Source organism: Paracoccus salipaludis (assembly GCF_002287065.1).
In the GTDB taxonomy this organism is placed as follows: Bacteria; Pseudomonadota; Alphaproteobacteria; order Rhodobacterales; family Rhodobacteraceae; genus Paracoccus; species Paracoccus salipaludis.
The window spans coordinates 447,097-459,926 of the sequence record NZ_NSJZ01000002.1 but is presented as its reverse complement, the minus strand read 5'-3'; the positions used below and the strand labels follow the sequence as shown (position 1 = coordinate 459,926).

The following is a 12,830-nucleotide window of genomic DNA, read 5'->3' as shown; positions in this document are numbered from 1 at the left end:
TTCCCGTCAGAGCGCTTCGGCGCCCGCGATGATTTCGATGAGTTCGGTGGTGATCGCCGCCTGACGCGAGCGGTTGAACTGCGTCGTCAGCCTGTCGATCATCTCGCCCGCGTTGCGGGTCGCGTTGTCCATGGCGGTCATCCGCGCGCCCTGTTCGGACGCTGCGTTTTCCAGCAGCGACGCGAAGACCTGCGTCGTGATGGACCGCGGCAGCAGCTCGGACAGGATCGCCTCCTCGCCGGGCTCGTAGTCGTAGAGCGCCGAGGCGCCCTCGCCCGCCTGCCCTTCCTCGACCACGGCCGGGATGATCTGGCGCGCGGTCGGGACCTGGCTGATGACGGATTCGAAGCGGCTGTAGAACAGCGTGGCCACGTCGAAGTCGCCGCCGTCAAAGCGCTCGAGGATCTCGCGCGCGATGTCGCGGGCGTTCTCGTAGCCGATGCGCTTGACCTCGGACAGATCGACGTGATGCACGAAGAACTGGCCCATGTCGCGGCGCAGCTGCTCGCGGGCCTTCTTGCCCACGGTCATGATGGCGACCTGCTTGCCCTGGCCCAGCAGCTCTTCGGCATGCTGGCGCGCCAGCTTGACGATCGAGCTGTTGAAGCCGCCCGCAAGGCCACGTTCCGACGTCAGCACCACCAGAAGGTGGCGCCGGTCCTCACCCGTGCCGGCCAGAAGGCGCGGCGCCCCTTCCGACCCGGCCGCCGCAGCCGTCAGGCCGGCCATGACGGCCGACATGCGCTCGGCATAGGGACGCGCGGCTTCCGCCGCGTCCTGCGCGCGGCGCAGCTTCGCGGCGGCGACCATCTGCATCGCCTTGGTGATCTTCCGCGTGTTCTTGACGCTTCCGATCCGGTTCTTGAGAGCCTTGAGGCTGGGCATCTGTCCCCTCTCCTCAGGCGTAGGTCTTGGCGTAGGCGTCCAGGACCGACTTCAGCCGAGCTTCCGCGTCACCCTTGATCTTCGGGTCTTCGCGGGTCAGCCAGTCGAGGACGTCCGCGTGCTGGTTGCGCAGGAACGAGATCAGGCCCTCTTCCCAGCGACCGACCTCGCGCACCGGGATGTCGTCCAGGTAGCCCTTGGTGCCGGCATAGATGACGGCGACGATCTCGGCGTTGGTCAGCGGCGAATACTGCGGCTGCTTCATCAGCTCGGTCAGGCGCGCGCCGCGGTTCAGCAGCTTCTGCGTCGCGGCATCCAGGTCAGAACCGAACTGCGCAAAGGCAGCCATCTCGCGGTACTGCGCCAGTTCCAGCTTCACCGGGCCGGCGACCGACTTCATCGCGTTGGTCTGGGCGGCCGAGCCCACGCGCGACACCGACAGACCGGTGTTCACGGCCGGGCGGATGCCCTGGAAGAACAGGTCCGTTTCCAGGAAGATCTGGCCGTCGGTGATCGAGATCACGTTGGTCGGGATATAGGCCGACACGTCGCCCGCCTGCGTCTCGATGATCGGCAGGGCGGTCAGCGAGCCCGCGCCGAAGTCCTCGTTCAGCTTGGCCGAACGCTCCAGCAGGCGCGAGTGCAGGTAGAACACGTCGCCCGGATAGGCTTCGCGCCCCGGCGGACGGCGCAGCAGCAGCGACATCTGGCGGTAGGCCACGGCCTGCTTGGACAGGTCGTCATAGATGATCAGCGCGTCCATGCCGTTGTCGCGGAAGTATTCCGCCATGGCGGTCGCGGCATAGGGGGCCAGGTACTGCATCGGCGCGGGCTCGGACGCGGTCGCGGCGATCACGGTGGTGTAGGCCATCGCGCCGGTTTCTTCCAGCTTCTTGACCAGCTGGGCGACGGTCGAGCGCTTCTGGCCGATGGCGACATAGAAGCAGTGCAGCGTCTTCATGCCGTCCGCTTCGCGGCCGTTGTAGTTGCGCTGGTTCAGGATGGTGTCCATCGCGATCGCCGACTTGCCGGTCTGGCGGTCGCCGATGATCAGCTCGCGCTGGCCGCGGCCGACGGGGATCATGGCGTCAACGGACTTGAGGCCGGTCGCCATCGGCTCGTGCACCGACTTGCGCGGCATGATGCCGGGGGCCTTGACGTCGGCCACGCGGCGCTCGGTCGCGTCGATCGGGCCCTTGCCGTCGATGGGGTTGCCCAGCGCGTCCACGACGCGGCCCAGCAGGCCGCGACCCACCGGCACGTCCACGATGGAACGGGTGCGCTTGACGGTGTCGCCTTCCTTGATCGAGCGGTCGTCGCCGAAGATCACGACGCCGACGTTGTCGGTTTCGAGGTTCAGCACCATGCCCCGGATGCCGCCGGGGAATTCAACCATCTCGCCGGCCTGCACCTTGTCCAGACCGTGAACGCGCGCGATGCCGTCGCCCACCGACAGCACCTGGCCGACCTCGGCCACCTCGGCGTCCTGACCGAAATTCTTGATCTGATCCTTGAGGATCGCCGAAATCTCGGCAGCCTGGATTCCCATTATCCGACCTCTTTCATGACATTCTGGAGAGAAGCGAGCTTCGAGCGGATCGAGCTGTCGATCATCTGCGAGCCCAGCTTGACGATCATTCCGCCGATGAGGCTTTCATCGACGCGGGTGTTCAGTTTCACGGTCCGGCCGGATTTCTGCGCCAGCGTCTCGGTCAGGCGGCGCTGCTGGTCCTCGGACAGGGGGGCGGCGGTGACGACATCGGCAGTCACCTCGCCGCGCTCCTCGGCGATCAGCTCGCCCAGGCGCTCGACCAGTTGCGGCAGGGTGAACAGGCGGCGGTTCTGCGCCATCAGGCGCAGGGTGTTGGTCATCACGGGCGACAGGCCCATCCGGCCCGCGATCGCGACAATGGCCGATTCCTGGTCTTCGCGCGAATACAGGGGCGAGCCGATCAGGGTGCGCAGGTCGGCGCTGTCATCCAGCGTCGCGCGCAGGCTCTCGACCTCGGTGGAGAGACGGTCGAGGGCGCCTTCCTCCTTGACCAGGTCGAACACGGCTTGCGCATAACGGCCGGCGATGTTTGCGGAAATCGAAGCGGTATTGGCCACGGACACCCCTTTGGTTTGCGCGAAACCCCGCAGGCGGGCCGCCCTTGGGGCGGTCAGTCGCGGGGCGCGGACAACGGCAGGGCAGGCCTGTGGACGGCGCACCCCTGAATCTGGCGCGTCTCTAACAGCACTCACCCTCTGCGCGCAACTGGTCCGCGGGGGTAAAATGACACGTCCGCCCACCGAACCGTCCCACATCCGGGAGGGCGGGCCGGAAGACGAAGGACAGGGGCCGCGGGCCATGCCCGAAGACGTCGCGGGTGCGCTTCAAGCACGTTGGCGCGCCGCCGGTTCCCTTGCGGATCCAAAATGTAGGTCTAGGGGCGAATCGTCACATGTCCGGCGGCTCCATGCCGGTCCTGCCCTGCCCGCCCGAGGGGTGCGGCGCGGGCCGTGCGAGGGGCCTCGGCTTGCGGATGCCGCCCAGCACCTCCAGCGGGCTGGGCACCAGCACCTTCTGCGCGGGACCGGTCATGGCGGGCACCTGCTTGGCGAATTCGGCGATGACGACGCCCGCGATCAGGACCGAGGCGATGCGGGTGCCCGTCCGTTCCCACATCTGGGCGCTTTTCAGCCAGAAGCGCCGGTCCGAGGGGGGGATGTAGACGGCGGCCCCCGTGGCCTCGGTCACAAAGCCCGCGGCGCGCGCCTGCGCCTCGAGCTGGCCGCGCGTGTAGCTGCGCCCGATGCCGAAGGGGGTGGCCTCGCTTTGCGCCCACAGGCCTGCGCGGTTCGGGACCATCACCATCAGCCGCCCGCCGGGACCGAGGACGCGCCAGCATTCCGACAGCACCGCGTCGGCATGGTCCGCCGTTTCCAGCCCGTGCAGCACGATCAGCCGGTCCACGCTGCCCGTTTCCAGCGGCCAGGCGGTTTCCTCGCACAGGACACTGTGGTTGGGCGCGCCCGCGGGCCAGGGCATCACGCCCTGCCGCCACGGCATCAGCGCCGTCACCCGCCGCGCCCGCGCGAGGTAGGGCCGCAGCATCGGCACCGCGAAGCCATAACCCGCCACGGTCATGCCCGAGGCGCGCTCGGGCGGCCACATGGCGGTCAGCCGGTCGCGCAGGATGCGCTGGACCACCCGGCCCAGCGCGCGCTGGTAATAGAAGCTGCGCAGGTCGAGGACGTCGTGATGCATGGCGCCATCAGGGCCCCGCACCGCGTCGGCGTCAAGGCGGTGCCCCCGGTTTGCCAAGCCGCCCGGCCACGCCTAACCTCGCCCCGACAAGGAGGACATCATGGCCGAACTGGTGACGATCCGCTGCCTGACCGACAACTACGCCTATCTGGTCCACGACCGGGGCTGCACGGTGCTGATCGACGCGCCCGAAGCGGGCCCGATCCTTTCGGAACTGAGGGGCCGGGGCTGGAGCCTCGACGCCATCCTGCTCACCCATCACCATGACGACCACATCCAGGCCGTGCCCGAGATCGTGGCCGCGACCGGCGCCCAGGTCTGGGGGAACATGGCCGACACGAGCCGCCTGCCGCCCCTGGACCGCGCCCTGGAAACGGGCGAGTGGACCGAGGTCTGCGGCCAGACCCTGAACGTGATCGACGTGCCGGGCCACACCGTCGGCCATGTCGCCTTCCACATGCCGGACGCGGGACTGGTGTTCACCGCCGACAGCCTGATGGCGATGGGTTGCGGGCGGCTTTTCGAGGGAACGGCCGCGCAGATGTGGTCCTCGCTGTCCAAGCTGGCGGCCCTGCCGGACGATACGCTGGTCTGCTCGGGCCATGATTATGCCCGCGGGAACGGCGCCTTCGCGCTGTCGGTGGACTCCGGGAACCAGGCGCTGCGCCAGCGGCTGGACGCCACGATGGCGGGGGACCGCCCCGCCTCGCCCGCGACGCTTGGCGATGAAAAGGCCACCAATCCCTTCCTGCGCGCAGCCGAACTGGCGCAGCCGGACGAGTCCCCGCTGGACAGCTTCACGCGGCTGCGCGCGGCCAAGGACTCGTTCCGGGGGTGACGGGTGCTTGAAAGCATGAGGCGTCGTGATCACATCTGCCTCAACCTTGGGCTTATCGGCCGCGTCATCTCAACGAATCCCTTGCGCCGCGCCGAAATGCACCAATTCTAAATCTTATCGTGACAGTCTGGTCAGGTGGGATCCTCGCGGGCCCCAGACCGCCAGTCGACTGACAGGAGCAGTGCCGTGCCGTCCTTCTCGACCACCCTGGAACAGGCGATCCATTCCGCCTTGTCGCTGGCAAACCGCCACCGCCATGAACTCGCCACGCTGGAACACCTGCTGCTGGCTTTGACCGACGAACCCGATGCCGTGCGCGTCATGCGCGCCTGCAACGTCGATCTGAACGAACTGCGGCGGATGCTGACCGACTTCATCGACGATGACCTTTCGACGCTGATCACCGACGTGGACGGGTCCGAGGCGGTCCCGACCGCCGCCTTCCAGCGCGTCATCCAGCGCGCTGCCATCCATGTCCAAAGCTCGGGCCGCAGCGAGGTCACGGGCGCCAACGTGCTCGTCGCCATCTTCGCCGAGCGTGAATCCAATGCCGCGTTCTTCCTGCAGGAACTCGACATGACCCGCTACGACGCGGTGAACTTCATCGCGCATGGCGTGGCGAAGAACCCCTCGTTCTCGGAATCCCGCCCCGTCAAGGGCGCCGAGGCCGAGCAGTCCCAGACCGAGGAACGGCAGGGCAAGGAGGATTCGGCCTTGGCCAAGTATTGCGTGGACCTGAACGCAAAGGCCTCGCATGGCGACGTCGATCCGCTGATCGGCCGCGCCGACGAGGTCGAGCGCTGCATCCAGGTCCTGTGCCGCCGGCGCAAGAACAACCCCCTGCTGGTGGGCGACCCGGGCGTGGGCAAGACCGCGATCGCGGAAGGCCTGGCGCTGAAGATCACGCGGGGCGAGACGCCGGACGTGCTGGCGGGCGCCACGATCTTCTCGCTGGACATGGGCGCGCTTCTGGCGGGCACCCGCTATCGCGGGGATTTCGAGGAGCGGCTGAAGGCCGTGGTGAAGGAGCTTGAGGAGCATCCCGACGCGATCCTCTTCATCGACGAGATCCACACGGTGATCGGCGCGGGGGCGACCTCGGGCGGGGCGATGGACGCGTCGAACCTGCTCAAGCCCGCGCTGTCGGGCGGCAAGCTGCGCTGCATGGGCTCCACGACCTACAAGGAGTTCCGCCAGCACTTCGAGAAGGACCGCGCGCTCAGCCGCCGCTTCCAGAAGATCGACGTGAACGAGCCGTCGGTGCCGGATGCGATCAAGATCCTGATGGGCCTGAAGCCGTCGTTCGAGAAGCACCACGACCTGCGCTACACCTCGGAAGCGATCAAGACCGCGGTGGAACTGGCCTCGCGCTACATCAACGACCGCAAGCTGCCGGACTCGGCCATCGACGTGATCGACGAAGCGGGGGCGGCCCAGCATGTCGTGGCCGAAAGCCGCCGCAAGAAGGTGATCTCGCCCAAGGAGATCGAGGCGGTCGTCGCCAAGATCGCCCGCATCCCGCCGAAGAACGTCAGCAAGGACGACGCCGAGGTGCTGCGCGACCTTGAGAAGACCCTGAAGCGGCTGGTCTTCGGGCAGGATGCGGCCATCGAGGCGCTGGCTTCCTCGATCAAGCTGGCCCGCGCGGGCCTGCGCGAACCGGAAAAGCCCATCGGCAACTACCTGTTCGCGGGCCCGACCGGCGTCGGCAAGACCGAGGTGGCCAAGCAGCTGGCCAACACCCTGGGTGTGGAACTGCTGCGCTTCGACATGTCCGAATACATGGAGAAGCACGCGGTGTCCCGGCTGATCGGCGCGCCTCCGGGCTATGTCGGCTTCGACCAGGGCGGCCTGCTGACCGACGGCGTGGACCAGCATCCGCATTGCGTGCTGCTGCTGGACGAGATCGAGAAGGCGCATCCGGATGTCTACAACATCCTTCTGCAGGTGATGGACCACGGGAAGCTGACCGACCACAACGGCCGTCAGGTGGACTTCCGCAACGTGATCCTGATCATGACCTCGAACGCGGGCGCGGCCGACCAGGCCCGCGCGGCCATCGGCTTCGGCCGCGACCGGCGCGAGGGCGAGGACAAGGAGGCGATCGAGCGCACCTTCACGCCCGAGTTCCGCAACCGCCTGGACGCGGTGATCTCGTTCGCGCCGCTGCCGCGCGAGGTGATCGTGCAGGTGGTCGAGAAGTTCATCCTGCAGCTGGAAGCCCAGCTCATGGACCGCAACGTCCATATCGAGCTGACGCCCGAGGCCGCGAACTGGCTGGCCGAGAAGGGCTATGACGACCGGATGGGCGCGCGCCCCCTAGCCCGCGTGATCCAGGAAACGATCAAGAAGCCCCTGGCCGAGGAGCTTCTGTTCGGCCGCCTGATGAAGGGCGGGATCGTCAAGGTGCGGATCGAGGACGACAAGCCCGTCTTCGACATCGAAGGCCCCGGCACGCCGCGGCTGGGCAAGGACCGCACGCCGCTTCTGACGGCCGAGTAGGACAAGAACAGGTGGAAGGCGCCCCTCTGCGGGGCGCCTTTCTCGTTCCGGTGGGGGAACGGTCGCCCCGCAGGTCGGAACCGGCGATTGTCATCATTCGGTTACGTCCTTGTCATAGATCCATGCTTCACCCTCGCCGCGCCTGACCGACAAGGAGATGCACATGGCCAGTGACCTCGACCTGCTTGCGATCGACGAAGGACTCGACGAGGACTTCGAGCTGGATCTCGAGGATGCGCTGCTTCCCTTGCAGATCGCCGCGGCCTATCGCGAAATGCACCCCAACCCGCTGCCGCGCCGGGTCTATTTCCATGAGCTCGTGCGGCTGCAGTCGGAACTGATCAAGCTGCAGGACTGGGTCAGTCACCACAAGGAAAAGGTTGTCGTCATCTTCGAGGGCCGCGATTCGGCGGGCAAGGGTGGCGTCATCAAGCGCATCACCCAGCGCCTGAACCCCCGCGTCGTGCGCACCGTCGCCCTGCCCGCCCCGTCGGACCGCGAAAAGACGCAATGGTATTTCCAGCGCTACGTCCCTCACCTGCCCGCGGGCGGCGAGATCGTGCTGTTCGACCGCAGCTGGTACAACCGCGCGGGCGTCGAACGCGTGATGGGCTTCGCCACCGAGGACCAGGTCGAGCAGTTCTTCCGCGACGTCCCCGAGTTCGAGCGGATGCTGGTCCGGTCCGGCATCCGGCTGGTGAAATACTGGTTCTCGATCACGGACGTCGAACAGCAGATGCGCTTCCTGATGCGCATCCACGATCCGCTGAAGCAGTGGAAGCTGTCCCCCATGGACCTGCAGTCCCGTGTCCGCTGGGAGGCCTACACCAAGGCCAAGGAGGACATGTTCGAGCGCACCTCGATCCCCGAGGCGCCATGGTACATCGTGCCGGGCAACGACAAGAAGCGGGCCCGGTTGAACTGCATCGGCCACCTGCTGGGGTTGATCCCCTACACCGACGTCCAGCACGAGACGATCACCCTGCCCGACCGGGTCTTCAACCCGGATTACGAACGTGATGTCCTGCCGCGCGAACTCTACGTTCCCGAACTCTATTGAAAGCACACCATGCCCAAGGCCTACTGGATCGCCCATGTCAGCGTTGACGACCCCGAGGCCTATGCGGCCTATCGCCAGGCCAACGCGGCCGCCTTCCAGAAGTACGGCGCGCGCTTCCTGGTCCGGGGCGGCGAGCAGCAGGTGATGGAGGGGGCGCTCCGCCCCCGCGCCGTGGTGATCGAGTTCCCGTCGCGCGACGCAGCCGAGGCCTGCTATCGCAGTCCCGAGTACCAGGCGGCGCTGGCGCTGCGGCAGCCCGTCAGCACCGCCGACCTTGCGATCGTGGACGGGTGGGACCAGCCGGACGACACCGGCGGAAGCAACTGATCTTCTTTAACTTGCGAAGGTTTGAAAGGACATCGATAATCAGTCCATGTTCCGTAGCCTTCTACCCCGTCTGCTGGGGGACGCCCCCCGGGAAACCACGCTGTCGCATGATGACGCGGAGGTTGCGATCGCCGCATTGATGGTGCGGATCGCCCGTGCCGACAATCATTACGGCAAGAACGAACGCGCCCATATCGACGCGCTGCTGGCACGCCGCCGGGGCCTGTCCCCGGCCGACGCGGCCGACCGCCGCGCGGCCGCCGAGATGATCGAGGCCGAGGCCCCCGACACCGTCCGCTTCACACGCGCCATCAAGGACCGCATCGCGCTTGAGGAGCGGGCCTGGATCATCGAAACGCTTTGGGAGGTTGCCCTGTCCGACGCCGTCCGCAGCCCCGACGAGGACGCGATGATCCGGCTGGTTGCCAGCCTTCTGGGCGTCAGCGATGTCGAAAGCGCGCAGTTGCGCCAGCAGGTCGCCCAGGCGGCGTCGGGCCGCTGACGGCACGTCCCGCGCGCCCATATCCCCGTTGCAATCCGGCCCGGATTCACGCCAGATGCGCAGGCCATGACAGCGCAAGTCCCTCATCCTCACCGGCCCGCGGAAGACGCAGCGCCCGTTCCGGTCATCCAGATCTGCGGGCTGCACAAGGCCTATGGCGCGCTGCAGGTGCTCAAGGGCGTGGACATGACGGCGCCCCGCGGCCATGTCGTCACGCTGATCGGCTCGTCCGGGTCGGGAAAGTCCACGCTGCTGCGCTGCTGCAACCTGCTTGAGATCAGCCAGGCCGGCGAGATCGTGATCGAGGGCGAGCCCGTCCGCTGGACCGGAACCGGTCCCGACCGCCAGCCCGCCGACCGGGCGCAGGTCCGCCGCTTGCGCACCAATCTTTCGATGGTGTTCCAGCAGTTCAATCTCTGGTCCCACATGACCATCCTGCAGAACGTGATGGAGGCGCCCGTCACCGTGCTGGGCCAGCCGGCCGCTCAGGTCGAGGCGCGCGCCCGCAAGCTGCTGGACAAGGTCGGCATCGGCGACAAGGCCGACGCCTGGCCCGCGCAGCTTTCGGGCGGCCAGCAGCAGCGCGCCGCCATCGCGCGCGCGCTTTGCATGGAGCCGCGGGCGCTTCTGTTCGACGAGCCCACCAGCGCGCTCGACCCCGAACTGCAGCAGGAGGTCGTCAAGGTCATCAAGGACCTCGCGGCCGAGCATCGCACCATGATCCTCGTCACCCATGACATGCGGCTGGCGGCCGATGTCAGCAATCACGTGGTGTTCCTGCACCAGGGCCGGATCGAGGAGGAAGGCCCGCCCGACCAGATTTTCCGCGCACCCCGGACCGACCGGCTGCGCCAATTCCTCAGCGCGACAATGAGCGCCTGAGACATAACCGACGGGAGACTACCATGAAGAACCTGCTGATCGCCGCCGCCGTGTTGGCCCTGAGTGCGGGCGCAAGCCTGGCCGAGCCGCTGCGGATGGGCACCGAGGGCGCCTATCCCCCCTACAACTTCGTCAACGAGAAGGGCGAGGTGGACGGCTTCGAGATCGAGCTGGGCAACGAACTGTGCAAGCGCATCCAGGCGGAATGCACCTGGGTCCGCAACGACTGGGATTCGATCATTCCGAACCTCGTCAGCGGCAACTACGACACGATCATGGCGGGGATGAACATCACCGACGAGCGTCGCAAGTCGATCGCCTTCTCGGACGCCTACACGCCGCCCCCGCCCTCGGCCTACGTGGCGCTGACCGCTGACGCCGACGTGACGGGCATCGTGGCCGCGCAGATCAACACCATCCAGGCCGGCTACGTGGCCGAGTCCGGCGCCACGCTGGTCGAGTTCGCCACCGGCGAGGAAGCCATCGCCGCCGTCCGCAACGGCGAGGCCGACGCCGTCTTTGCCGACCGCGACTTCCTGGTGCCCTTCGAGCGCGACTCGGAGGATCTCGTCTGGGTCGAGGGCAAGGACCGCGTCGTGGTCGGCGAGGGCCTGGGCATCGGGATGCGCCAGTCGGACACCGAGCTGAAGGCGCGCTTCGACAAGGCCATCGGCGAGATGAAGGCGGACGGCTCGCTGGACGCGCTGATCGTCAAGTGGCTGGGCGCAGAGGCCAAGACCTTCGCCGGCATGGCTGCCGAGGGCGCTGCTGCCCCCGCCGCGCCCGCCGCCTCTGCCGTCCCCGCGACCGCGTCGAACTGACCTGCTGAAAGGGGCCGCCGTCCTGACGTGGACGGCGGCCTGCCCCCACCATGTTCGCCATGTGTGCCGACCCCAAGGCCCTTGAAGGGCTAGCCTGGATGCTGTGCTACCTCACCTCGGGGACGCACATGCTGTTCTATGCGTCCTTCGGCACGGTGCTGGGGCTGCTGGCGGTGACCGCGCCCGCGGCGCTGCTGCTGGGCTTTTTGGGGGCGCTGGCCGCGCGTTCGCCCGTGGCGCCGCTGCGCTGGATCGGGCGCACCTATGCCGCCATCGTGCGCGGCGTGCCGGACGTGGTGTTCTTCCTTTTCGTGCCCATCGCGCTGGACCAGGGGATCGAGTGGCTGCGCTCGCGCGTGCTGTGCGATCCGTCCGTTCCCGTCCGGCAGGGCAACGAGTTCGTGGTCTGCGCCGCCGCCAAGATGCCGCTGTCCACAAGCCCCGAATGGGTCCACGACCTTTACGGCATCGCCTTGGCCGTGGCGGCCTTCGCCTTTGTCTTCGGGGCCTTCGCGGCCAACGTCCTTTACGGGGCGATGGGCGCCGTGCCCCGCGCCCAGCTTGAAACGGCCGAGGCCTATGGCATGACCCCGCGCCAGATCGACCGGCGCATCCTGATCCCGCAGATGTGGACCTATGCCCTGCCCGGCCTGTCGAACCTGTGGATGATCCTGATCAAGGCCACGCCGCTCCTGTTCCTGCTGGGGGTCGAGGACATCGTCTACTGGGCGCGCGAACTCGGCGGGTCCAAGACATCGACCTACGCCTATCCGCATGGCGACTGGCGCGTGTGGTATTTCCTGGCGCTGCTGGGCTTCTACCTCGGGATGACCTGGGTTTCGCAGCGGATCATCGACCGGATGGCGGCGCGCCTGTCGCGCGGACAGGCCACCATGGCCGGCGAGGCCATCCGCAAGGCGGGCACCACCGCATGAACCAGTGCCTGCAAACCATCGCGGACTATGGCCTGCGGTCCATCGGGATCGGCGAGCGGCTGCTGCCGCGCACCGACTTCACGCTGTGCCAGCAATTCACGCTGATCGGCTCGGGGCTGATCTGGAACCTGTATTTCGTGGCGTTGTCGCTGACGTTCGGCTTTGTGCTGGCGAACGGGCTGGCGCTGGCCAAGGCCAGCCGCAATCCCTGGCTGCGCTGCCCGGCGAACGGCTTCATCTTCGTCTTCCGGGGCAGCCCCCTGTTTATCCAGTTCTTTCTCGCCTATTCGGCGCTGGTCCTGCTGCCGCGCGACGGGGTGCAGCTGTTCGGCCTGAGCCTTTCGACCGGCTGGCTGACCCGCGCCTGGGCAGGGGCCCTGATCGTCCTGACCCTGAACACCGCCGCCTATTCGGCCGAGATCTTCCACGGGGCGCTGATGAACGTCCCCAAGGGCGACCTCGAAGCCGCCGACGCCTATGGCATGACCGGCTGGAAGCGGTTCCGCCGCATCGTCTGGCCGACGATGATGCGGCTGGCCTGGCCCGCCTATACCAACGAGGCGATCTTCCTGTTCCACGCCACGACGCTGGTCTTCTTCTCGGCCTTTCCGGCGATCCAGCAGATGGGCGACAGCCTCTATTACGCCAGCTATTTCGCCGACAAGACCTTCAATCCGTTCGTGGCCTACCCGATCGTGGCGGGCTACTTCATCCTCCTGACCCTGTGCCTGATCGGGCTTTTCGGGGTCGTCAACCGGCGGCTGAACCGCCATCTGCCGGGCGCGGCGAAGCCGCTGCGCTATCGGCCCAATCTTTTCAGGTGACATC

The 12,830-nt window shown here is 67.3% G+C and carries 13 protein-coding genes; 9 read left to right on the top strand and 4 right to left on the bottom strand.

The window, feature by feature from the left end; genetic code table 11:
- Positions 1–6: 6 nt before the first annotated feature.
- The 4 genes from CK240_RS04840 to CK240_RS04825 form a co-directional block, all read right to left on the bottom strand.
- Complete coding sequence (locus CK240_RS04840) at positions 7–885, bottom strand: F0F1 ATP synthase subunit gamma (protein ID WP_095639184.1); 879 nt, start codon at positions 883–885, stop codon at positions 7–9.
- A gap of 13 nt (positions 886–898) precedes the next feature.
- The gene (gene atpA, locus CK240_RS04835; RefSeq protein ID WP_090754713.1) at positions 899–2,434 is read right to left on the bottom strand and encodes a F0F1 ATP synthase subunit alpha; all 1,536 of its coding nucleotides are present in this window, start codon (positions 2,432–2,434) and stop codon (positions 899–901) included.
- Positions 2,434–3,000, bottom strand: coding sequence for a F0F1 ATP synthase subunit delta (locus CK240_RS04830; RefSeq protein ID WP_095639183.1), 567 nt, complete (start codon positions 2,998–3,000; stop codon positions 2,434–2,436). The genes atpA and CK240_RS04830 overlap by 1 nt, the downstream gene beginning before the upstream one ends.
- 325 nt (positions 3,001–3,325) lie before the next feature.
- Positions 3,326–4,135 carry a methyltransferase domain-containing protein gene (locus CK240_RS04825; protein WP_095639182.1) on the bottom strand — a complete coding sequence of 270 codons (810 nt, stop codon included), beginning with the start codon at positions 4,133–4,135 and terminating at the stop codon, positions 3,326–3,328.
- 97 nt (positions 4,136–4,232) lie between these two features.
- Here CK240_RS04825 and gloB point away from each other — a divergent pair, with 97 nt between their 5' ends.
- The 9 genes from gloB to CK240_RS04780 all read left to right on the top strand — a co-directional run bounded on the left by gloB (position 4,233) and on the right by CK240_RS04780 (position 12,826).
- The gene (gene gloB / locus CK240_RS04820; protein WP_095639181.1) at positions 4,233–4,973 is read left to right on the top strand and encodes a hydroxyacylglutathione hydrolase; all 741 of its coding nucleotides are present in this window, start codon (positions 4,233–4,235) and stop codon (positions 4,971–4,973) included.
- Between the two features lie 186 nt (positions 4,974–5,159).
- Positions 5,160–7,475, top strand: coding sequence for an ATP-dependent Clp protease ATP-binding subunit ClpA (gene clpA, locus CK240_RS04815; protein ID WP_095639180.1), 2,316 nt, complete (start codon positions 5,160–5,162; stop codon positions 7,473–7,475).
- Positions 7,476–7,638: 163 nt separating this feature from the next.
- The gene (gene ppk2 / locus CK240_RS04810) at positions 7,639–8,535 is read left to right on the top strand and encodes a polyphosphate kinase 2 (protein ID WP_205957753.1); all 897 of its coding nucleotides are present in this window, start codon (positions 7,639–7,641) and stop codon (positions 8,533–8,535) included.
- 9 nt (positions 8,536–8,544) lie between these two features.
- Complete coding sequence (locus CK240_RS04805) at positions 8,545–8,862, top strand: DUF1330 domain-containing protein (RefSeq protein ID WP_095639178.1); 318 nt, start codon at positions 8,545–8,547, stop codon at positions 8,860–8,862.
- A gap of 46 nt (positions 8,863–8,908) precedes the next feature.
- Positions 8,909–9,364: a tellurite resistance TerB family protein gene (locus CK240_RS04800; protein ID WP_095639177.1), complete on the top strand. Its 456-nt coding sequence runs from the start codon at positions 8,909–8,911 to the stop codon at positions 9,362–9,364.
- A 66-nt stretch (positions 9,365–9,430) separates the two neighbouring features.
- Positions 9,431–10,246: an ABC transporter ATP-binding protein gene (locus tag CK240_RS04795; RefSeq protein ID WP_095639176.1), complete on the top strand. Its 816-nt coding sequence runs from the start codon at positions 9,431–9,433 to the stop codon at positions 10,244–10,246.
- Positions 10,247–10,269: 23 nt separating this feature from the next.
- Complete coding sequence (locus tag CK240_RS04790; protein ID WP_095639175.1) at positions 10,270–11,067, top strand: transporter substrate-binding domain-containing protein; 798 nt, start codon at positions 10,270–10,272, stop codon at positions 11,065–11,067.
- Between the two features lie 50 nt (positions 11,068–11,117).
- Complete coding sequence (locus CK240_RS04785; RefSeq protein ID WP_095639174.1) at positions 11,118–12,002, top strand: ABC transporter permease subunit; 885 nt, start codon at positions 11,118–11,120, stop codon at positions 12,000–12,002.
- Positions 11,999–12,826 carry an ABC transporter permease gene (locus CK240_RS04780; RefSeq protein ID WP_095639173.1) on the top strand — a complete coding sequence of 276 codons (828 nt, stop codon included), beginning with the start codon at positions 11,999–12,001 and terminating at the stop codon, positions 12,824–12,826. The genes CK240_RS04785 and CK240_RS04780 overlap by 4 nt, the downstream gene beginning before the upstream one ends.
- The last annotated feature ends 4 nt before the right edge of the window (positions 12,827–12,830 follow it).